A 22,346-nucleotide genomic window follows, 5' to 3' on the forward strand; every position below is an offset into this window, starting at 1 on the left:
TATTTATCGCTTATTAAGAGGGAAACCGTACACGCGCGCCTGATATACCGTGATCAATGCGAATGCAATGAATAGAATATTCGCCCACGGAAGAAAAACGGCTCCTAAGACATTGAGCAGGAGAGCTCCAATGACGCTTCCTCCGGCGATTGCAAGATTCCATGACGTGACCAGCATGGATTGCGCGAGATCGGCATTTTCTCCGCCCGCATCCGACACGGCTGTCTGAAGCAGCGTAGCGGCTCCGCCGAACGTCAATCCCCAGATCGCCATCGCCAAGCAGATCGCAAAAGGATGGTCACTAAAGAAAGCGAAGGCTAAGGAAGCTATCCCAAATCCGGCAAGGCTAAACATCACCAGCCGCCGCAGTTTCCCGTCAATCGACGCCCCCGTGCCGATAATGCCTGCCAGAGCGGCGGCTCCGAATAAAAGCAGCAGCAGATCGACACGGCTGTCTAAGCCAGATAGCGTCAAGTAAGGCGCGATATACGTATACAAAATGTTGTGAGCCAGAATCCAAGCGAGCACGGTCAACAGAACCGGCCGTACACCGGGTAGAACGAACACCTGTCGCAGCGGCATGCGCCGTTCCAGAGTCCGCCCGGGAAAGTCGGGTAAGCTTCGCAGAGCCCACAGCAGGAGCAGCAGAGCCAGCAGAGACATCAATCCGAAAACGGCGCGCCAGCCGACGAATCCTCCGATAAAGGTTCCGAGTGGGACGCCAAATGCCAGTGCCAGCGGTGTTCCCGACATGGCTACGGCCATTGCCTTACCCCGTACGGAAACAGGAGCCATTAATCGGGCATATCCGGCTGTAACACCCCATAATACGCCGGCTGTTACCCCGGCGAGAAAACGGACAGCCAGGGTAAGCATGTAATTCGGAGAGAGCGCGGTAACCGTATTGAATACGAGAAATCCGGCGAGGCACAGCAGCAGCAGTCGCTTGCGCCGCCAACCTTGCGTGGCCTGTGTTAGGGGAATCGCAGCAAGCAGCGATCCCAACGCATAAGCCGTCACAAGCTGGCCTGCGGACGCTTCCGAAACACGGAGGCTTTCGCCGATCGGCAGCAGAAGTCCGGCAGGGACAGCTTCCGTCAGGATGCAGACGAAGCCGGACAATGCCAGAACGATGAGCCCGCTCCATGGAAAGCGTTCGACCGCCGCCTCGAAATTTTTCTCGAACATTTTCATCCGTACACCGATTCAGTCAGTTCGGCCGTGAATAGACCGGACATTCCTTCGAAAGCTGTGTTTGTCAGAGATACGACAGTGAGCTTCTCGGCCGGATCGACAAACCAAGAGTGACCGTAAGCGCCGCCCAGTCGCCAGGTTCCGGGCGATTCCTTTGTCTCGGCTGCTGCCGGGTCTCTCAATACCGTGAAGCCCAGTCCAAACCCCCGGCCAGGCCAGCCGTCCAAATGAAGATCCCCTGTCTGAATGCGCGACATTTCGTCTTTCCATTCTTTGGGCAGCAGACGATGGCCTGTTCGAAGTTCCTCAAGAAAGCGCAGGAAGTCCTGTGCGGTCCCGACCATCCCGGCACCGCCGGACGGATAGGCGCTTGGTAGGAAAGCTCGTTCCGGTTGAAAACGAATCCCGGCCGTATGCTCGAATACCTGGGCAATTTCAGTGTCCCCCATTCGTGCGGCTGCAGAATTGGTATTAAGGTACGGAACGGTCGTTTTTCGTCGGTTCGTTGTGAAAAAAGAAGTTTCCGTCATGTTTAGCGGACCCGTTACCTTATCTTGAACGATGTTTTGCAGCGGCGCTCCATATGCTTTTTCCAGCAGCGCTCCCAGAACGTCGGTAGCGATCGAATAGCCCCAAGCCGTACCCGGCATATATTTTAGCGGAGCGGAAGACAGCCTTATCAAGTTTTCTTCCAATGAAAAATCGACCACATCCATGCCGTCTGACACGCCGGCTCGTGCATAAGGTCCGCCTTTTTCGGATTCCAAAAACCCGTATCCCAGTCCGGCCGTGTGCGTAAGCAGCTGCCGTACGGTAATAGTCGGTTCTTGGCCGTTTTCAAGACGCGGCCTAAATTCCGGAAGCCAACGGGTCACTGGATCGTCAAGCTGCAGCGTTCCCTGAGCTATAAGCGCTAAAGCCGCCGTGGAAACGATCGGCTTGGTCAGCGAAGCCAGACGGAAAAGAGCATCTTCCTGCATGGCGATGCCTGCTTCCCGATCCGCATATCCGGCTGCCCGGCTGTAGATCCGCTTGCCATTTCGGGAGATGAGAGTGACAGTACCGACGATTTTTCCTTCTTGGAGCGCTTGGTCGATTACGCCGGCCACCTTTTCAGCCAACGTTTTTTTATCCGAATTTACTATGGTCATTCCTTATGCCTCCTTTTCAATTTACGACTGCCTTAATTGTAGAAAAAGAAGAAAGAGGCTTATATAAGCAAGCATCGAAAAAAAGGGGAGTACGCAAAGGAAACCGGCTTATTTTCATACCTTTTCTTAGGTTTTATCAGCCCTTTACAAATAGCGCTTTCATTTGATTTTTTTAAGACGCTTTCTGTTGTGTTTATTCGAGTACATTGACGGAACGAAGTCAGGAGGACTAAAATCACCCATACAAGAATCATTCAAAGGTACAAATGGTAGATAATCAGCCTATAGGAAAAGGCAAGGAGGCATGAAATGGACAGCGTGGACAAAGATATTCTTATTCAGCTGCAGCAGGACGCGCGGTTATCGATGACGGAGATTGGAAGACGGGTGGGATTATCTCAGCCGGCAGTCACCGAACGAATCAAAAGACTGGAAGAACAAGGAGTTATTGAGCACTACCGTACCGTAATTGCGGGAGAAAAAGTCGGCAAGGCTACCGTTGCTTTTATCTTATTTCGTACCACGCAATGTCTCGATTTCGTTGAGTTTTGCAGGAGCAGCATGCAGGTCGTCGAATGCCACCGTATTAGCGGAGAGTATAATTACTTGGTCAAGATCGTGGTGGAATCCAATCGAGACATCGAGCAATTTGAAAACGAAAGTATGCCATACGGCAGCTCAACGACGCTTGTTTCTTTATCTTCTCCAATCGGCTGTAAAACGCTGCTTCCCGCAGAATCGTTAATCAAGTTATAAAGCATGCTGTGACAGGAAGATGGAAAAGGCTGTCTTTGTCATCAAAAGTGACAAAAACAGCCTTTTTGTTCAGGAAAACTTCTGGTCATATCGGAGGGGATTAAAAAGGCAGGTTTAGCGTTACCGCTTGTCTCCCGGTTCGTCCGGCGGCAGGACAATCGTGACTCCTTCCATATGCCGGCGCTCCATTTTACGGCGTTTTTTGCGGTTTTCTTTGGAATCGAGTACGATGCTGAGATCGTAATCTTCCGGATACAGCGATTCGCGCGGAATATGGGGCTGCAGTCTTTTGCGGGCGATCCGGATTTTTTGGCCCTGAATCTGCAGGCCGATCGTACCCATGGCGTCTTCTTCGGAGTAGACGATGCCCGTTTTGCCGAGATACGGCACGGACACGCTGTCTCCGATACGGAAAAAGTCCGTTTGGCTGCCGGAGCCGTCTTCTTCGCCGCTTTCCGCCTTGTTCTCGCCTGGCGAACCGTTCGTGTCCGGAGCCGGGGGCTGCGGTTCGGCGCGCCGCAGCGAAGCGCCGGGAAGAAGGGCCGGATCGTCGGCCGGCCGGTCTTCCCGCGCTTGGAAGAGTGCGGAGGAAGATTCTGCAGGAGCCGGATTCGCCCGGGGCGCCGCCGCTTCGCTTGAGGCGCGGGAGTCTTCCTTCGGCGTCGGCACGGCGGTGCCAACTGCAGCATCGCCTGTGCCGGAAGCGTCCGTCTGTTCCGGCTTCACTTGGCTCCGCCGCGTCAATTCTTCCGCCCGCCGGGTAACGGCGTCCGGAATGCCGAGCTTCTTGGCGATCGCGAACGCGTAGCTGCGCCCGGCTTCGCCGATCGTCAGCCGGTAGAGCGGCTGCAGCGTCTCGGCATCGAATTCCATCCGCGCATTCTCGCAGCCCGGCGTGGCCGAAGCGAAGGTCTTGATCTCGGTGAAGTGCGTGGTAACGACGACGCAGGTACCGCGCCGGTGCAGTTCTTCAAGCACCGCGATCGACAAGCCGACGCCTTCGCCCGGATCGGTACCGGAGGCCATCTCGTCGATCAGGACCAGGGTACGCCGTCCGGCCGTTTCGAGAATGCCTTTGATGCGGCGGATATGCGCCGAGAAAGTGCTGAGCGCCTGCTCGATACTTTGCCCGTCGCCGATATCGGCTTCGATCCTGTCGAATACGGACAATTCGCCGCCTTCTTCGGCCGGAATCAGGAGACCGGATTGACCCATCAGGGTCAGCAGGCCGATCGTTTTGAGCGCCAGCGTCTTGCCTCCGGTATTCGGGCCGGTGACGATCAGCATCCGGAAACGTTCTCCGAGTTCGAAATTCAGCGGAATCATTCCGCTGCCCATCAGCGGATGCCGGGCGCCGCGCAGACGGATGAGTCCGTGTTCGTTCAGCTTCATATTGACGGCATTCAGCGCCAGTGCGTAGCGGGCTTTGGCGAACAGGAAATCGTATTCGCCCACCAGTTCGGCGTTTACCCGCAGCTCCTGCGCGAACTGCTCCGCCGTGCCGGTCAGTTCGCTGAGAATCTTCGTTTCTTCGCGTCCTTCTTCGGCGCGAAGCAGCTCCATCTCGTCATGGAACTGCCGGATCTCTTCCGGTTCAATATAGAGGGTCTGTCCGCTGGAGGATTCGTCCAGCACGGAACCTTTGACCAGCTTCCGGTACTCTTTGCGGACCGGAATAGCAAATCGGCCGCCGCGCTGCACGGCCAAGTTCTCCTGAAGGATCGAGCGGTGTTTGGCCATCAGTTCGGCCAGGCGGCGCGAGCCGCGTTCTTCGACCGTCGCCATGCGGCGGCGGACTTTGGACAATTCGCGGCTGGCCGAGTCCAGCACGCGGTTGCTGCGGATGCAGCGCTCGATCTCTTCGCGCAGCCGGTCGAGCCGGTGCATACCCGAAGCGTAAGCGGCCGCGTTGGGCGCCCAGTCGGCTTTTCCGTGCATATAGTCGATCAGTTGGGCGCAGCTGCGCAGGAACTGATGCAGATGCGTGAAGTCCTGCTCCTGGAACACATAACCGGAGCCGAGCAGATCGAGAATCTGCTCCATGCCGGTCAGGGAAGGCAGGGGAATGCTGGCTCCGCGGCGCAGCACGCCGGCGGCTTCGTCGGTCTCGTCCAGCCGGCGGCGCAGCGTACGGGCATCGATGATCGGCTGAAGCGCGGCGATATGGCGTTTGCCGAGATAGGATACGGCGTAAGTGGACAGTTCGGTCTTGATGCGTGCGTACTCGAGACGTTCGAGTGTTTGCGGATTAATGTGCGGTTGTACGTTCATTGTGGGTATCGCTCCTTGTGTGTTCGGATGGGAGAAACGGTGCGCCGCCGGCCGTGCAGGTCCGTAAACGCAAAAAGGACGGAAACCGGTCGGTCAGGGGACCGCCGCCGAATCAGGGAAATCCCTGTTTCGTCAGCGGTCTTAAGACCAGCTGGTTTCCGTCCTGTGGGGCCAAGCTTGAACCCTGCCATCTGCCGGCAGGGCTCGCGCCTTCGGGTTCTCGATCTCCGGGCGTCTTCGATCCGCTGCAGCAGCAGCGGCGCCGAACATTCCGAAGGTCTGTCCTTTCGAATGGGACTTTTTCGGCCGGCACCGCTTTCCGCCGCGGCATCTGCCTGCTCCGCTTTCCTGCGCTCGCCGGCAGATGCCGACGAGTGCGGGGAACACGCGGAATAGCCAAAAAGGGCCGCGCTCAGAAAGCAGCGCGGCCCGAAAAGTCGAAAGGATAGGTTGAACCCACCTCAAGCTTATAGGAAAATGATTCGCTGTTCTTAACTGAATTCCGGACAGATTCGAACAGGCATCGCAAAATCAAGCCGCAAATCGCGGGTTGTGCGTGTTTCCCGATGAATGTGTCCCATATGGAATTGATTAGTTAAGAACATACCCCGTCATCAAATTTTCCCCTTTTCACTTGAAAGTTACCCTTATCATAAAAGCGTTTGCCTGTCCGGTCAAGTCCGAATTATTCGTCCTCGTCCGTATACACTTCGTCTTTGTAACCCTGGTCCGTTTCCGAGTCGATCAGATTTCTCTGAACGTCGTCCGGCAGCGAAGCGGGGAACGAACCTTCCCGGAACAGTCCGCTTTCCGGATCGGTGTCACGTTCCGTAATGAGATCATGATTGGGATGATTCCCGTTAGCGTGCTGTACATCGCGGTCGCCGTCCGTAATCAGCGGCCGTGCCGGATCTTCCGATTCGGCAGCCAGCTCGCGGCGTCCTTCTTCGCCTCCGGCTCCGTTCAGCAGATCGGTGCCGTGCGGTTCGTCCTGGGCGGGAGCCGCCGGGTCGACCGGGCTGTCCGGATGAAGGTCGTCAGCGTCCGGCACATCTTCGAGTGTCGGCGAGCCGAGATGCGGATCTTCTTCTGTCCGGTTCGGATACGCTTCCGGATCGGTCAGTGCGGAGTCGGCCGGGGCCGCAGTCTCCTGCACGGTATCGACGTACTCCAGCTCGTCGGCCGGAATATCCCGCTCCGTGTAGTCGTTGTCGCGGGTCAGATTGAAGCGCTCGTGGGCGCGATCGGATTCGTTTCGCGGATCGTAAGCCATGGTTATCGTCTCCTTTGGATGCGTTCTTACATACGCTTTACCCGAATAGGCGGCTTCGTAACCGCCTTCCTTCGCAGCGCCTGCCGCCGCGGAAGAAGAGAACGGTTTCTTCGAAGCTCCCCGGCGCGGCGGAATAAGCCGAATCCGTCCGGATTCAGGAGTCCGGCGCCGCGATTCCCAACAGAACTGCGTTTACCGGAGCCTACCGGAACCTAAGGCTCCAGACGGCTGTTCAACTCTCCAAATCGCCCGGCGTTCCATTGGAAAACGAAACCCAAAGGGAGTAAAATTAACAAGTTGAAAAGATTAGGACGTTTGAAGCGTGACGATTGGGCCGGCGGAGGCATCTCACGCATCTGGACAAACGCCAAATCGGGAAAGAACGCAAGCCGAAGCTTCGGGAAAGGTTCCGCGTGCGCTTCGGGCCGGTTCCGGCGCAGCGGACACCGTTCTCGACAGGAAGGGATGTGCTGACGGATGGAATTTTCATGGAAAAAGAATTTGGTTGTATTATGGGCCGGCGTGTTTTTCTGCAGCATGGCCTACTCGATATCGATCCCTTTTCTGCCGATCTTTATGCACAGCGAGCTCGGCGTCGGGGAAAAATATTTATCGATCTGGGCGGGGTTGGCGTTCGGCATTACGTTTCTGTCGAGTGCCCTGATATCTCCGTTCTGGGGATCGCTGGCGGACAAGTACGGGCGCAAACCGATGCTGGTCCGCTCCGGATACAGCCTGGCGGCGCTCTACTTTATTAATTTCTTCGTTCAGGATCCGGTTCAGCTCGTGCTGCTGCGGCTGTTTCAAGGTCTGCTCGCCGGATTTATTCCGGCGGCGATTGCCCTGGTCGGAACGAATACGCCGGAAGAGAAAACGGGGTATGCGCTGGGCGTCATGTCGACCGCCAGCGCTTCGGGCACCATTATCGGACCGCTGCTTGGAGGCTTGATCAGTTTTACGCTCGATAACCGGAGCGCTTTTCTGTTCTCGAGCGGGATCGTGCTGATTTCGGCGCTGGTCGCGACTTTCCTGGTACACGAAAAAGAATTCAAGCGTCCGAAGGTGCGTTCGAAAATCAAGGACGATCTCAAGCAGGCGGCGGGCATTCCGATCTTCTTCGCGCTGCTTGGACTTGTAGCCATGAGCAACTTCTCGGTCATGATTCTGGAGCCTCTGATCACGATCTATGTCAAAGACATGGGCGTTTCGTCCGACCGTACCTCGCTCGTGTCGGGCATCATCTTCTCGGCGGTCGGCGTGGCGACGGTGATTATGGCTCCCCGGTGGGGCCGGATCGGCGGGAAGATCGGATACGGGAAAGTGCTGCTGATCGGCCTGATCGGCGGCGCGGTCGGCAATCTGCTGCAATTTTTCGTGACGGGTTATGTCGGATTCGGCATTCTGCGCTTCGTGTACGGGCTGTTCTTCGCCGGGGTGTTCCCGGCGGTCAACGCGATGATCGTGCAGGTGACCAAGCCGGAATTCCGGGGCCGCGCCTTCAGTCTCAACCAGTCGGCGACCCAGATCGGCACGATGGCGGGTCCGCTTGTCGGCGGGGTGCTCGGGGCCTTTATGCCGATCCACTGGATCTTCGTCGTGAACGGCGTGGCTCTGCTGATCTGCGCTTTTATCGCCCACTACAAAAAGATCGACCAGACCGCGCCTTTCCGAAGCACGAAAGCGGTCGAGGGCAAATCGCAATAAGCGGGGAAATCCCCGTGAAAACGGCGGTTGACAAGACAGCCGCTTCGTCTTACCATTACCGGAGACTGCGGCGCATTCCGTTAATCGGATAAAGCGCCGTCCGCGCTTCGCGGAAGCCGGGAACGACCGGCTTAACTATAGAAGACCCAGGAGGCGCTTGACAGATGACGACGATACCCAAGGTTTTGACGATTGCCGGTTCCGACACGAGCGGAGGAGCGGGCATCCAGGCCGACCTCAAAACGTTTCAGGAGCTTAACGTATACGGAATGACGGCGCTGACCTGCGTGGTCACGATGGATCCGCAGCGCTGGAGCCACCATGTGACTCCGATGTCGGCGGAACTGCTGGAAAGCCAGCTCGACACGGTCTTGAACGGAATTGGCGTGACTTCGGCCAAGACCGGTATGCTGAGCACGGTCGAGATTATCGACGCGGTGGCGCGCAAGATCGAACAGCGTCCGCTCGAGCACTTCGTGGTCGATCCGGTCATGATCTGCAAAGGCGAGAACGAAGTGCTGAACCCGGATACGGCGGAAGCGATTCTGGAGAAACTGGTTCCGAAAGCGACCGTGGTGACTCCGAACCTGTTCGAAGCTTCGCAGTTGGCCAAGACGGCACCGATCCGGACCATCGAAGACATGAAGGTCGCGGCGGCGAAGATTCATGAACTCGGCGCCAAGCATGTCGTCATCAAAGGCGGAGGCAAGCTGCTGCACGAGAAAGCGGTCGACTTGATCTATGACGGACAAGAGTTCGAACTGCTCGAGTCCGAGCGGATCGAAACCAATTATATTCACGGAGCGGGCTGCACGTTCTCCGCGGCGATCACGGCCGAACTCGCAAAAGGAGCAGACGTACGGACCGCGGTTCAAAATGCCAAAACGTTTGTCACTTCCGCGATTCGCCACGGTTTCCCGATCAACTCTTTCGTTGGACCGACGCTGCACGCGGCTCATCGGCTGTACCGGGATTAAACCGGGCACAAGAACCGAAATAAGCAAAAAGACGAATTTCCGAAGCGGTTCCCCGCCGGAAATTCGTCTTTTTTTCGTCTGCCCCGCCGAAGGAACGTTTGAACACTCCGGTTTTATGTTTACTGGAACATCGGGAACACATAGCGGACGAGGAAATAGAGAATGCCAAAAGTGATGATGATATAGGCCGCATATTTGATAAAAGTTGAAGCAACCAGGCTGGAGTCCGACTTTTTCTCGATTCTGCGTTCTTCGACGTCCACGTCTCGATGCGAATTGTTCATGGGGTTATACCTCCTGGAGCGGCCTCTTTCGCCTTGCGGCGGGCCGGGATCGTGTAAGATGCTTATTTATACACAGGGCCGGACCCGCTGAAACAAGGGCTTTTTGGGTCGAAGGGTACAAAAGGCGAAGGAAGCCGGCAGGGAACGGGGAGTCGGACGGCGAATGTTGAAGGTAGACGGCAAATTGATGCCGGATCGGCTGCAGGGGGTGTTTATGAGAACTTTACCGAAAAGGCTGGCGATTCTGATTGGCATACTGGCTGTCGTCTTTTTGTGCGTGGACGCCTATCCGAGAAGCGGCAGCGAAGCCGAGACGGCCGAGGTCGGGGAATGGCAGTTTCTGTGGGATCCGGGACATTCCAATGCCGTAACGGATACGCCTCCCGAGCAGGTGCTCCATGCTTCAAACTGGACATCGATGAACGAACATACGATGCCGCCGGCGCGTCCGCGGGGAGCGGCTCTGGCCTGGGTACGAATCGATATTCCGCAGCTCGGCTGGCCGATTCCCGCCGTGCTTGTCGAAAAATCGTCCGGCCGCGATGTCGTCGCTTATACCGAGTACCGCAAGCTGTTCGAATCCGATCGAAAATACCGCTATACGATGAACGAGCTGCTGCTGCCTTTGAGAGCGGAAGACGCCGGGGGCTCGCTTTATATTCGCATGCAGATTGCCGAAGAAGGAGCGGGTATCGTGCAGCATATCGCATTCGGAAGTTTTTACGAGCTCCTGACCGTTTATTTGACGCGGGACATGCTCGATATTATGCTCGGCGGTTCGTTTGTTCTGATCGGGCTGGTCATGCTCGTCTGCGCGATCTTCCTGAACCGGAATTATCTGAAGCCGTGGATGTCGCTGGTGTTCGTGATTCTGTCGATCGGTCTGCTGGTCGTCTCGTATTCGCCGTTTTTGTTTACGCTTTATCCGGCTTACGGCGGGATTCTGCAGCGGCTCTTCGATGTGGCCCTGTTTGCGCTGCTGCCTTCGTTCCTGTACTTTTTCCAGACGATCTTCGGCAAAGGACCCCGAAATATCGTCTTCTACCTGGGCCGCTTCCAACTGGCTTACTCGGCGTTCTGCCTGCTTCTTCTGCTGTTGAACGTACTGACCGAAGAACGCTATTTCTCGCTCTATTATCTGCTGACGACAACGGTTCTGGGCGTACTGATGCTTGTCGAACTTCTGACGATGCTCGGCTGCTCCGTTTTGTACAGTCTGCAGCGCAACAAGGATGCTCTCATCTTCAATGGCGGCCTGGCGATTTTTGCGGGAGTCGGCATTCTCGAACTGGTTCTTTATTACGCCAGCAAAGAGCAGTACGATCTGTACTGGTGGAAATGGGGAATGGTCGCTTTCGTGATCTCGCTGATCGTCGTGCTGGGCCGCCGGTTTGTCGAGACGCACAATCAGGTGCTGGAGTATTCCAAAGAACTGGAAATGTTCAACAACGAACTGCAGCGCGCCGAGAAAATGGAGATCATCAGCGAGCTGGCGGCTTCCGTCGCGCATGAGGTGCGCAATCCGCTGCAGGTGACCCGCGGGTTCCTGCAGCTGCTCGGCGAACGGTCGGCGGTATCGGAGAAAGCGTATATCGGGATGGCGCTGGAAGAACTGGACCGCGCTTCGGGCATTATCACCGACTTTCTGACTTTTGCCAAACCGGGAGCCGAGAATATCAAGACGCTGTCCGTTTCCGAAGAATTCCGGCATATCGAAGGGGTCATGACACCGCTCGCGAGTATCCATCACGGCCGGATCCTGCTGGAACTGGAACCCGATCTGTACGTCAGAGGCAATTCGTCCAAGTTCAAGCAGGCGTTTATCAACATGATCAAGAACAGTATCGAAGCGCTCCCGGCGGAAGAAGGCGTCATCAATGTCCGGGCCTCCAAAGAAAACGGGTCGATCGTTATCCGGATTCGGGACAACGGCATGGGCATAGGACCGGAAGAGCTGAAACGTCTCGGGGAACCGTATTTTTCGAACAAAACGAAAGGGACCGGCCTGGGGCTGATGGTTACGTTCCGAATCGTGGAATCGATGCAGGGGACTTTGGAATTCGACAGTGAAAAAGGAGCGGGAACCGAAGCGACGGTCCGTTTTCCCGAAGCTTCCGAGTAAAGACGGAGAGCTTCGGGAAAGGACGCCGCGGGTTTCCCGCTCCTTGCGTGTGAAAGGATACAAATCTCAATGGGGAAGGGTCAGCTTCCGGTGCCCCACATGGCGGCGGGTTCGATCACGAGCCGATCGGTATTCGGCAGAATGGCCGAAGGGGGAGGCGGAATGACCAGGAAGAAGTCGTTGGCCGACTCTTCGACTGCCGTCAGCCGGATATGGTCCGGCAGCTCGATCCCGAAAGCTTCGCGCAGTGCGGTTTTGGGGTCGGCCAGCAGGCTGGCGCGAAACGCCGGATCTTCCCATGCTTTTTGAATCACCTGGGTTTTAATCAAAGCTTCCGTTGTTGTAACTGCCATAACGAATCATCCTCTCGCGTGCGAATGTGGGAGATCGGACATGCGGCGTCGAAGCGATAAACCGTCGAAAATAGGCGACAAAAAGACTTCGGTTTGTGGTGATTGTAGCATGTGTTTTTCGCGGAAGCAAGCCGTTTGCGGCCTTATTCGGAAGGTTCTTCGCGGCCGAGCAGCCAGTAATTGAATCCGCCCAGCGAAAGGGAGTTTTTCTCCTGTTCGATCCCCGCGGCAATCCGTTCCAGATCGCCGGCCAACGCTTCATGAAAGCCGACCAGGGCGGGGAAATCTTCCCGGTAAGCTTCCAGTTCGCGCTGCCGCCGCGCGGCAAGTCCGGCATACGGACTCAGCAGGCCGCGGACGTAGACCGCATCGTCGATTTCGGCGGCCGTAACGGGAACTTCCTCCGGGATCGCATACTCTTTTCTGTAGAAGGAAACGAGGCAGTTGGCGGAGCCTTCGCGCAGGTCTTCGGCGTAATCCGCCCAATCGTCGGCCATCTGCAGGGTGACGAGCGTTTCCCGGACGGCATGCAGCGCACGCCTGCGCCGGGATTCGTTTTCTTCGAACAAAGCAAGCGGACAGAGCAGCAGCGGAGCGGAGCGCGCCGCGATGGCCCGGGGCCGTTCGAACAGCAGCCGATGCTCCTTTTCGGCGGCCAATCCCGACGCCCACTCGGCCGTGCAGAGGCGAAGAGCCTCGCCGAAAGAGGCGGAAGAAGAGAACAGCGAAGCGTAACGGATGTTCATTTCGGCGTTCAAGAGCTGGGACAAGGCGATATGCGTCCGCCCGCTTGCCGCCGCGCGGTCGATCCGTTCGTCTTGCAGGTGGAAGTGAAGCATGCCGAACACATTGGCTTCCGCCAATTTCCGGCAGGTCTCGGTCGCCGCGCCTGCCGCCTCCTGCAGCCAGTAGGGCAGCAGGAGGCAGATGTAGTTGGTCGAACCGGCATGCAGGTCCGGATCGAACCGGTTCAAATACTGGATGCCCGCATTTGCGTAAGGAGCCGGAAAGTTCGAGATCACTTTCCGGCAGTGTTCGAAAGCGAGCCGCGTTTCCCGTTTTGCGGCGGCCGTTAATTGCATCGATAGACCCTCCCCGAACTTTGTTCGTTTCTTTTTTAATATACCTCAGCAGGGAACAAGAAACGCAAAAACCGGTTGGTCGAAACGCCGATAGTATAGTATGCTGAAGTTCAGAAATCTTCAATATGGGAAGGAAGATCCATACTTATGAATCCGAAGAAACCGATAGCCCTGTCCCCGCTCGTCGAGCTGTTGGGACTTGAAGGCCATGTCGAAGGCGGCTGGCATAAAGAACTGTGGAAATCCTCGTTTACCATTCCGCAAAGCGTGCTGCCGGAAGAATATACCGGCGATCGCTTCGCGGCAAGCTCGATCTATTTCCTGCTTCATCCGGGCGAGTTCTCGGAATGGCATGTGGTGCACTCCGACGAGCTGTGGCTGTGGCATACCGGCGGTCCTTTGGCTTTGACGCTCGGAGGCGACGGGGACGAGCCTGTGGAAGGCGAAGAAATCGTACTCGGTCCGGATACGGCAAACGGTCAATCGTTCCAGGGACTCGTTCCGGGCAAACATTGGCAAAAAGCGCGTCCGCTTGGCGACGAGCCGGTGCTGGTAACCTGCATCGTAGCGCCGGGATTCCATTACGACGATTTCAAGCTGGTCGAACGGAAGTAAGATGGGCTGGTACACATTCGGTCAACTGCTGCATGTCATCGAACTCGGACAAACGGCCGAAGCCGCGGATGGAGAACGCCGGATGCAGCTGCTTTCCGAAGGATTGGTCTGGCTGAACGGCCCTTACGCGGGGCAGATTGTACGCGTACAGAACTATTTGCTCAGCGACTTGTGGACGATTGCGGAAAACGAACGATCCGCAGCGCCAAGCGAGGAACGGGTACGGTGGCAGCGCAGGCGTTTGGAAATGTTGGAAAATCAATGGTTCGAACAGCGGGGGCGGCGGTTTGACCGACCGGATGCCGAGGGGGAAATCGAGGGAAGCGGAGGGCATGTAGGTGCCGAAGACAAGACGATTTAATATTCGCACGAAAATCCTGGCCGGGTATTTGTTCATTTTGGTCTGTCTGGGCTTGTCGCTGCTGGCGATTTCGACACAGGTACGCAGCCTGCAGCAGTCAAACGCATTTATCAGCAGCCACGACATTGCCGTTCACGACGAAGTCAGCGCGCTGGAGAAACATACGCTGGATATGGAGACGGGGCAGCGCGGGTATCTGCTGACCGGCGACCGCGATTATCTCGAACCTTACAATGAAGGACGGACCCGGTGGGAGAGCACTTACGGCAAGCTGCTGGGTCTGATCTCCGACAATCCTGCTCAGCAGAGAAATTTGACCCTGATCCGCAGCAATATCGAACAGTGGATTGCCCAAATGGGCGACAAAACGATTCAACTGCAGGATGCCGGAAAGAGCGGGGAAGTGCTGACGTATTTCCGCGGAGATTCCGGGAAGCTTGCGATGGACGAGATTCGCGAACAGCTCGATACGTTCCGGCAGATCGAACAAAATTTGACGGAGACTCGGGTCGCGCAGCTCAAAGCGGCCAGCGACCGGACCATTTATGCGATGACCGGGTTATGGCTGCTGGTCGGGGTCGTCTCTATTCTAGCCGCGCTGACCATAGCCGGCAGCATTTCGAAAACCCTTTCCCGGGTCACGGATGCCATCCGGGTGATGACCACGGGAGGAACGCTCGACAAGCGGATCGAAGTCAGATCGAACGACGAGATTTCCGACCTCGGCCTGGCGACGAACGAACTGCTGGACAAGATCGAGAAAGAAGATTACCACAAGGAGCGGCTGATCATGCTGGCGGAACTTCTGCAGGAGAAATCTTCCGCTTCGACAAGCAGCCTGGCCGAAGCTTTCATGTCCAGCGTCTCGGAGTCGATGAAAATCCCGGTCGGCGTGTTTTACTTGGCCGATTCTTCGCAGGGAGTTTTAACGAAGATGGCTGCGATTGCCGAAGACCGGGAGCATGCCGAACGCAGCGAAGGGGCGCAAATCCGTTTCGGGGAAGGACTGGTCGGACGCTGTGCGGGCGAAGGCCGTATGCTTCATCTGACCCGGGTGCCGCCGGATTACGTGAAAATTTCTTCCGCGGTCGGACAATCCGATTCGGCGGAAGTGCTTCTGATTCCCGTAATGTACGGCGGAACGGTAAAAGCCGTCATCGAATGGGCTTCTTCGTCTCCGTTTACCCAACACGAAATCGAACGGCTGCAGCGAAAGGCGGAACTGCTCGGCAGTACCATGCAGACGATCGAAGCCAGGCAGGAGATCGAGCGCCTGTACCGCGAATCGCAGTCGCTGAACGAAGAGCTGCAGGTCCAATCGGAAGAGATGCAGGTTCAATCCGAAGAACTGCAGGTTCAATCGCAGGAACTGATGACGCAGCGCGACGAGCTGGAGAGTATCAACGAACAGCTCGGCGCCCAGAAGCATGCGGCGGAGCTTGCCGTGGAAGAAGCCGAAAAGTACGCGCAGGAGCTGCAGATCAGTTCCAAGTACAAATCGGAATTCCTGGCCAATATGTCGCATGAACTGCGTACGCCGCTGAACAGCATGCTGATTCTGTCGCAAATTCTGGCCGAGAACGAAGGCCGGAGACTGACACCGAAGGAACAGGAATACGCTTCGAGCATCCACGCTTCGGGTCAGGATCTGCTCAGCCTTATCAACGATATTCTCGACTTGTCCAAAGTCGAAGCCGGGAAAATGCAGATCGAACTCGGAACGGTGGATCTTGGCAAAGTGGCTTCGGACATGAACCGCTACTTCGCCGAACCGGCTGTACGCAAACAGCTCGATTTCCGGATCGAGATCGAAGAAAACGTGCCGGCTTTGATTATCACGGACGAGCTGCGCCTGCAGCAGATTCTGCGCAATTTGCTCTCGAACGCTTTCAAGTTTACGGACCGCGGCGAAGTGGTGCTGCGCATCGGCCGGGTACCGGGCAAGCGGATGAATCCGGAAGGGGCCGCTTACGACCAACTTGCCTTCAGTGTCAACGATACGGGAATCGGGATTACCGAAGAAAATCAGAAGCTGATCTTCGAAGCGTTCCAACAGGCGGACGGGACCATCGCTCGCAAATATGGCGGTACCGGACTGGGACTGTCCATTTCGACGCAGTTGGCGCTGCTGCTCGGCGGAGAGATTACGCTCGACAGCCGTTACGGAGTCGGCAGTACGTTCTGTCTGTATCTGCCCTGCATCAAAGAAGACGGAGAGAATGCGGACCTGTTCGTACCGATCAATGTCCGGCGGAACTGGGCCGGAAATCCGCCTTTGGCGGATCGGCTGCCGGACTCCCGACTTGCTTTCGGAAACGGCGAAGACGACAACGGGGGAATGCAGTCCCATCGCTTGGATGCCGATTATCCGGGTTCGATCCGTATCGTGCCGGATTCGGAAGGCGGCGAACAGGGCGGCCCCTATACGCTGGGTGCGCTGTTCCCTCCGGCCGACAACGAGCCTGAACGGCCGTTCGAAAATATGCGGATGATGATCGTCGATGACGATATTCGGAATGTGTACGCGCTGACCAGCATGCTGGAGAAGCATGGGGTGGACATTACGGTCGCCATGACCGGACTGGACGCACTGGATAAGCTTCAGACGGACGGGCCGTTCGACATGATCTTTATGGATATCATGATGCCGGAGCTCGACGGGCTGGAGACCATGCGTCGGATTCGTCTGGCGCAGACTCCGACTCGGGTTCCGATTCTGGCATTGACGGCAAAAGCCATGAAAGAAGACCGGGAAAAGTGCATGAAGGCCGGCGCTTCCGATTATCTGACCAAGCCGCTCGATATGGATCTGGTTCTGGAACGGATGAAAGTTCTGCTAGGCTTGTCGGGACGGATCGCAGACTGAACATCTGCGGCCTCCAGTCGACAAGCGCTGCGCCGGACAAAGTCAGGAAGCCTGTCCATTGTCAGCAAACCGAAAAGCCCGAGAAACCGGACCAGCGGTATCTCGGGCTTTTTAATGATCCGAACAGGAAACGGATTCTGCTTGCCTTTCCGAACGAATAGGCGTTCGTTTATCCCGCCGGCTTGTCCGCCGGGCGGAACAAGCGGAATTCCGGTCTCCGTACGGCCTTCAGCCGGGAAGCTGCTTCCTTCCCGACTGCCGGGCATGCCGGTACAGTTCGGCGTAATGGCCGCCGCTTGCAAGCAGCTGCGCATGCGTGCCCTGTTCGGTCACCTGGCCTTCCTGCATGACGAGAATGCGGTCCGCGTGCATGATCGTCGACAGCCGGTGGGCGATGACGATCGTGGTGCGTCCCTGCGAGACGGACGTAAGGGCTTCCTGAACGAGCTTCTCCGTCTCCGAGTCGAGGTTGGCGGTCGCTTCGTCCAGAATCAGGATTTTCGGGCGGAATACGACGATCCGGGCGAACGAGATCAGCTGGCGTTCGCCGGCCGACAGTCCGCTGCCGCGCTCCGACAGATGCGTGTCGTAGCCGCTTTGCAGACGCAGCACCATCGGATGCGCGCCGACGAACCGGCAGGCTTCGATGACCTGCTCCCGCGTAATATCTTCCCGGAATAACCGGACATTGTCGACAATCGAGCCGGCGAACAGATACGGATCCTGCTGGATCAAGCCGACGGCTGCATGCAGATCGCTCTGGGCAATATGCCGAATATCGGTCCCGTCGATCTCGATCGAACCCGTATTCACATCGTAGAAGCGGTTGAGCAGACTGATCAGGGTGCTCTTGCCGGCTCCGGTTGTGCCGACGACCCCGATCATCTCGCCGGCTGCGATATGCAGATTCAATTCCTTTAATACCGGACGGTCCGCCCGGTAGCCGAACGTCACATCCCGGAAGTCCAGTTCGCCGCGAATATGCTGCGGGTCGAACGGGCGCCTGGCCGGGGCTTCGGGTTCGCGCACATCGGACTTCGTTTCCAGCACCCGCTGAATGCGTTCGACCGCGACGGTGGTCGACTGGAAGGTGTTCCACTGCATCGTGATCTGGTTGATCGGCTGGAAAAACTGGCGGATATAGCTGACGAACGCGTACAGCACGCCGACTTCCATGCTTTGTCCGAGCACGGCCCGTCCGCCCAGCCACACCATCAGCACGAGCGCGGCGTTGCCGAGAATATCGAAGGTGCGGTTGAACAGGACGTTCGAGCGGATCTGCCGCAGATTGGCGTTCCAGTAATTGCGGTTCTGCTCCGTGAAGCGGCCGAACTGTTCTTCTTCCTGGCGGAACGACTGGATCAGTCCCATGCCCGACAGATTTTCCGCGGTAAAAGCGATCAGCCGCGACAGCCGGCTGCGCGCCTGCTGGTACGTGCTGCGCAGGTACGATCGGAACAGCGCGGCGACGATGAAGATGACCGGCAGGATCAGCATGGAAAAAGCGGCCAGTTCGACGTCCAGGCTGAACATGAGCGCGATGATCAGCACGAGCATCATGCCGTCGCGCACGAGGCTGAGCAGGACCTGGGTGAAGAATTGGCTGATCGTCTCCGTATCGTTCGAGACGTTCGTGACCAGGCTGCCGCTGTGCGTCCGGTCGAAGAACGACATGGACATTTTGGAGATATGCCCGAACAGGTCTTTGCGGATCCGGGCGATGATGCTCTGCCCCGCATACTGCAGCAGATTGTTTTGCAAATAGGTAAACACGAAACTGACGACGGCGATGCCCAGGTACAGCAGACCGAGCTTGGTCAGCGCGCCGCCTTCGCCTTTGACCAGATGGTCGTCGATCGCGATCTGGACGATGAGCGGCTGCAGCAGTTCGGCGGAAATGCCGAGCAGCGCGCAGAAAGCGACGCCGACAAAAGCGAGCCGATGCGGCCGCGCGTAACCGAGCAGCAGCTTCAGCGTCGACGAGGTGGACGGCTTTTCGTCGTGGACCTGGGGAACGGATTCTTTTGAGGCCGGAAGCCCCTTATTCAAGTTCGTCATGATGCAATCCCTCCTCCTGCAGCCGGTGCAGCATCGCATAGGCGCCTTCGCGCCGCAGCAGCTCCTCGTGGGTCCCGTGCTGCACGATCCGTCCTTCGCTCAGCACGACGATTTCATCCGCATGCTTGACCGCGCTGATGCGGTGCGAGATGATGATCGTCGTTTTGCTGCGGCGTTCGCGGACCAGATTGTCGAGGATACCCGTCTCGGTGACGGAATCCACGGCGCTCATACTGTCGTCGAGGATCAGCACCTGCGCTTTCTTGGTCAGGCCGCGGGCGAGACTCGTCCGCTGGCGCTGGCCGCCCGACAGCGTCACGCCGCGCTCGCCGAGCCGGGTGTCGAACCCTTCCGGAAAACGCGAGATGTTGTCGTAGATCATGGCCCGTCTGGCGCCGGTCTCGATCTTTTCGAGCGGCGCTTCCCGGTCGCTGAACGCGATATTGTCGCGAATGGTCGTACTGAACAGAAAGCCGTCCTGAGGCACGTAGGCGAGCCGCTCGCGCAGGCTTTCCAGCGATAGATCGCGAATGTCCGTGGCGCCGAAAAAGAGCGAACCGCGCGGAGGTTCGTAGATGCGCAGCAGCAGCTTGACGAGTGTCGTCTTGCCGCTGCCGGTCCGTCCGACGATCCCGATCGTTTTGCCGGGAGACAAGGTGAGGTCGATATCCTTGAGCGCCGGTTCCCGGCTGCCCGGATAGTGGAAGGTCAGATGCTCGAACCGGATTTCTTCCGGGCGGTCGAGCGAGCGAGCGTCGGCTTCATCCTGCACATCGGGATCTTCGTTCATCAGGCGGTTGACCCGTTCGAGCGAAGCGCCGGAGCGCTGCATCATGTTGATGACGTTGCCGATCTGCTGGAGCGGTCCGACGATGATGCGCATGTACAGCGTCAGCGAAACGAAGCTGCCAAGCGTAATCGTGCCGTTTAGCGTCTGCGTACCGCCGATCAACAGCGCCAGGACAAGCGATAGCGCGCCGAGAAAAGGAATGGCGGCCTGGAACAGCGACGACAGCCGGACGAGAAAGAGCTGGGTAGAGCGGATCCGGTCGACTTTTTCGCCAAAACGATTTTCGGCGATTTCTTCCGTACCGAACGTTTTGGTCACCCGGATGCCGCCGAACTGCTCTTCCGCCGATTCGGTCATGCCCGCAAGCGACTCCTGCACGTGCATGGATCGCTCGCGTACCCGAGGCCCGATACGGACGACGATCAGCGGAATCAGCACGAGCGGACTGATACAGATCAGGATCAACGACAGAGGAATGTCCCCGATCATCATCATGACGATACACGACAGCAGCAGCACGACCGCGTTGGTCGTCTGGGTAACGCCGTTGGAGATCGATTCGCGTACCGACTGGACGTCGTTCGTGACGTAGCTGAGCAGTTTGCCGGTGCCTTGTTTGGAGAAAAAATGCTCGCTCAGCGTCGAGAATTTGCCGAACAGCTTCTGCCGTACCTCGAATTCGAAGCGCCGGCCGAGCCGCATGACCTGATACTGGCCGAATCCGAACAGCACGCCGTACGAGACGCCGATCGCCAGCAGCAGCAGGGCAAAACGGGCGACCGAGTCATGGCTGAGCATACCCCTCTGAAGATCGTCGGTGAAACGTCCGAGCACGAGCGGCAGCGCGGACTGGACAACGTTTGCGACCACGATCAGCAGCACGGCAAGCAGATAGCCCGGAATATGCGCGGTGACGTAATCCTTGAGCAGTTCTTTTCCTTTCAAAAGGCTTCAGCTCTCTTTCGGTTCGCGCCGAATCCTTTTCCGTACTCCGATCCAAGCTTCGAACGGATATTCGGACACGGAAGAGGCAGCGGCAAGCCGCGCGCCGCGCTGCTCGCCCTGCCTATTCGCGAACGATTTCTATTTCATCATATACATAATACGTATTACCCGGGGGAGAAAAAGGCAAACGGATGACGGATTCAAAAAACGGAAATCCCAAGCTCTCCGGTCAGATTCACGCATTACGTATAATGCAGTCCGTACAGGTACGGGAGCGCGATCGGCGTCAACCATGACGGAACGTCGTCCGGGCGGGCCGCATCCGGGTCAAGCAGCAGCGCAAGCCATTCGGAACGCTGCAGTTCGCGGCGGCTCGCTGCGGAGAGTACGCGTCCTTTTTCAACGCGCAGCGCTTCTGTCCACGGTCTTGGCCAAAGCGGCGAAGCTTGATCGAGCAGCATCTGTACATTCGTGACGAACAAAGTGCCGGCATTGGCAGACATTCGGCATTCCGCTCCGGCCTGTTTCATGTAGGTCAGCAGCTCGCGTTCCTGCCACGGGATCGGAATATGAAGTTCGTTCAAGCCGAAAGACCCAGGAAGGCGTTCTAACAGATCGGCCGCATATTCGGGTTCTCCGCCGTAAGAGATCACGGTCGGCGGTTGATCGGTCGGCTGCCCGGAATCGGGAGCCGTCGGAATCGGCGCCGCTCCGCCGTCGGTAAAGCCTCTCACATGATGCGGCACGCCGATGACCGCATAAGCGACGGGCGTATCTTCGATGACGGCCAGAATGACCCGCTGGGTCAGACCGAGCACGCCGCAGTACGCGGCCGCCTCCAATCGCGCGCCGAATCCCGCGGCACTCTCCTCGAAACGCGTACTGCCCGCTTCATGCAGGCGATGCAGGCGCAGCAGGTTCTCCGCTCTTGCTTCGCGCGTTCTTGCTTCGCGAACGATGAGGCCGGGCGGCGAATGCGGTGCATGCAGGTCGCCCCGAAAAGCGAGACTGTCCTGCAGGGCAAGCGGGCGAATCACGGCAGTCGCGGCGCTGCCGAACGGCGAGCAGCCTGCCCGCGTATATAACGAGCGGTCGCCCGAGACGAAGAGCAGCGGAGCTTCCGCTTTGACGGCGTGGGCGAAGCAGCGCTCCAGCAGTCGGCCGGCGAGGCCGACGCCCCGATGCTCGGGAGCGGTGCAGACCGATCCGATCGAGAAAACGCCGATTTGAGCCGCTCCGCCGGCGCGTAACGTCGAAGGAGCCAGCCCCATAAAAGCGGCGAGCGACCCGTCTTCGGCGAACGCTCCGTAAGAATGAGGCATGCCCGGCGCAAACAGGTTCGGGAACATTTCGCCCATCGACGGCTGTTTGCCTTGGCGAAAAACGGAATCCGACAGCCGTGCGGCTTCGGCAAGTTCAGACGTTTGCATCAAGCGGAAAGTAGTCATGGGAACGGCTCCTTTTGGTCATTCGATTGGTCATTCGATAGGTGCCGCGAATATAACAGAAAGCGCTTCGGTTTGCAAAAAAGGGAAGCGAAATAG

Annotated in this window: 17 protein-coding genes; 7 read left to right on the forward strand and 10 right to left on the reverse strand. The window is 57.5% G+C overall.

All coding sequences use genetic code 11. The features are described 5' to 3' along the window. Positions 1-3: 3 nt before the first annotated feature. Positions 4-1,188 carry an MFS transporter gene (locus tag HOP44_RS06650; protein WP_246369666.1) on the reverse strand — a complete coding sequence of 395 codons (1,185 nt, stop codon included), beginning with the start codon at positions 1,186-1,188 and terminating at the stop codon, positions 4-6. A gap of 2 nt (positions 1,189-1,190) precedes the next feature. After that, on the reverse strand, positions 1,191-2,345 hold the full coding sequence (locus HOP44_RS06655) for a serine hydrolase domain-containing protein (protein ID WP_172251817.1): 1,155 nt from the start codon (positions 2,343-2,345) through the stop codon (positions 1,191-1,193). A 309-nt stretch (positions 2,346-2,654) separates the two neighbouring features. Here HOP44_RS06655 and HOP44_RS06660 point away from each other — a divergent pair, with 309 nt between their 5' ends. Next, complete coding sequence (locus HOP44_RS06660) at positions 2,655-3,101, forward strand: Lrp/AsnC family transcriptional regulator (protein WP_172251818.1); 447 nt, start codon at positions 2,655-2,657, stop codon at positions 3,099-3,101. Between the two features lie 120 nt (positions 3,102-3,221). On the opposite strand, the gene HOP44_RS06665 is transcribed toward HOP44_RS06660, so the two are convergent. Beyond that, positions 3,222-5,354, reverse strand: a complete 2,133-nt coding sequence (locus tag HOP44_RS06665; protein WP_172252962.1) for an endonuclease MutS2 — start codon at positions 5,352-5,354, stop codon at positions 3,222-3,224. 703 nt (positions 5,355-6,057) lie between these two features. Next, the gene (locus tag HOP44_RS06670; protein ID WP_172251618.1) at positions 6,058-6,645 is read right to left on the reverse strand and encodes a hypothetical protein; all 588 of its coding nucleotides are present in this window, start codon (positions 6,643-6,645) and stop codon (positions 6,058-6,060) included. A gap of 477 nt (positions 6,646-7,122) precedes the next feature. Between HOP44_RS06670 and HOP44_RS06675 the strand changes: the two genes are divergently transcribed. Further along, positions 7,123-8,349 (forward strand): MFS transporter, encoded by a 1,227-nt coding sequence (locus tag HOP44_RS06675; protein WP_172251819.1) that lies wholly within the window; start codon positions 7,123-7,125, stop codon positions 8,347-8,349. Positions 8,350-8,513: 164 nt separating this feature from the next. Next, the gene (gene pdxK / locus HOP44_RS06680; protein WP_172251820.1) at positions 8,514-9,326 is read left to right on the forward strand and encodes a pyridoxine/pyridoxal/pyridoxamine kinase; all 813 of its coding nucleotides are present in this window, start codon (positions 8,514-8,516) and stop codon (positions 9,324-9,326) included. Between the two features lie 119 nt (positions 9,327-9,445). On the opposite strand, the gene HOP44_RS06685 is transcribed toward pdxK, so the two are convergent. After that, a complete protein-coding gene (locus HOP44_RS06685) occupies positions 9,446-9,610 on the reverse strand; it encodes a hypothetical protein (RefSeq protein ID WP_172200370.1) in 165 nt (54 codons plus the stop codon). Positions 9,611-9,773: 163 nt separating this feature from the next. Here HOP44_RS06685 and HOP44_RS06690 point away from each other — a divergent pair, with 163 nt between their 5' ends. Then, on the forward strand, positions 9,774-11,732 hold the full coding sequence (locus tag HOP44_RS06690) for a sensor histidine kinase (protein WP_246369667.1): 1,959 nt from the start codon (positions 9,774-9,776) through the stop codon (positions 11,730-11,732). Positions 11,733-11,812: 80 nt separating this feature from the next. Here the strand turns inward: HOP44_RS06690 and HOP44_RS06695 are convergent, their stop codons facing one another. Continuing rightward, positions 11,813-12,085 carry an NHLP leader peptide family RiPP precursor gene (locus HOP44_RS06695; protein WP_172251821.1) on the reverse strand — a complete coding sequence of 91 codons (273 nt, stop codon included), beginning with the start codon at positions 12,083-12,085 and terminating at the stop codon, positions 11,813-11,815. A gap of 143 nt (positions 12,086-12,228) precedes the next feature. Beyond that, the gene (locus tag HOP44_RS06700) at positions 12,229-13,167 is read right to left on the reverse strand and encodes a hypothetical protein (RefSeq protein WP_172251822.1); all 939 of its coding nucleotides are present in this window, start codon (positions 13,165-13,167) and stop codon (positions 12,229-12,231) included. A gap of 147 nt (positions 13,168-13,314) precedes the next feature. Between HOP44_RS06700 and HOP44_RS06705 the strand changes: the two genes are divergently transcribed. From HOP44_RS06705 to HOP44_RS06715, 3 genes are read left to right on the forward strand one after another with little or no spacing between them, the layout of a single operon-like run. Further along, positions 13,315-13,782: a cupin domain-containing protein gene (locus HOP44_RS06705; RefSeq protein ID WP_172251823.1), complete on the forward strand. Its 468-nt coding sequence runs from the start codon at positions 13,315-13,317 to the stop codon at positions 13,780-13,782. A gap of 1 nt (position 13,783) precedes the next feature. Next, positions 13,784-14,143, forward strand: coding sequence for a hypothetical protein (locus HOP44_RS06710; protein WP_172251824.1), 360 nt, complete (start codon positions 13,784-13,786; stop codon positions 14,141-14,143). Beyond that, positions 14,121-17,009, forward strand: coding sequence for a CHASE3 domain-containing protein (locus HOP44_RS06715; RefSeq protein ID WP_172251826.1), 2,889 nt, complete (start codon positions 14,121-14,123; stop codon positions 17,007-17,009). Before HOP44_RS06710 ends, HOP44_RS06715 begins: the two co-directional genes overlap by 23 nt. Positions 17,010-17,237: 228 nt before the next feature. Here HOP44_RS06715 and HOP44_RS06720 read toward each other — a convergent pair whose 3' ends face one another. From HOP44_RS06720 to HOP44_RS06730, 3 genes are all read right to left on the reverse strand, one after another. Next, positions 17,238-19,067: an ABC transporter ATP-binding protein gene (locus HOP44_RS06720; protein WP_172251828.1), complete on the reverse strand. Its 1,830-nt coding sequence runs from the start codon at positions 19,065-19,067 to the stop codon at positions 17,238-17,240. After that, complete coding sequence (locus HOP44_RS06725) at positions 19,051-20,802, reverse strand: ABC transporter ATP-binding protein (protein WP_172251830.1); 1,752 nt, start codon at positions 20,800-20,802, stop codon at positions 19,051-19,053. The genes HOP44_RS06720 and HOP44_RS06725 overlap by 17 nt, the downstream gene beginning before the upstream one ends. 242 nt (positions 20,803-21,044) lie before the next feature. Beyond that, positions 21,045-22,250: a GNAT family N-acetyltransferase gene (locus tag HOP44_RS06730; protein ID WP_172251832.1), complete on the reverse strand. Its 1,206-nt coding sequence runs from the start codon at positions 22,248-22,250 to the stop codon at positions 21,045-21,047. Positions 22,251-22,346: the final 96 nt, after the last annotated feature.

The organism is Saccharibacillus deserti (assembly GCF_013618475.1).
GTDB classification, from domain to species: Bacteria; Bacillota; Bacilli; order Paenibacillales; family Paenibacillaceae; genus Saccharibacillus; species Saccharibacillus deserti.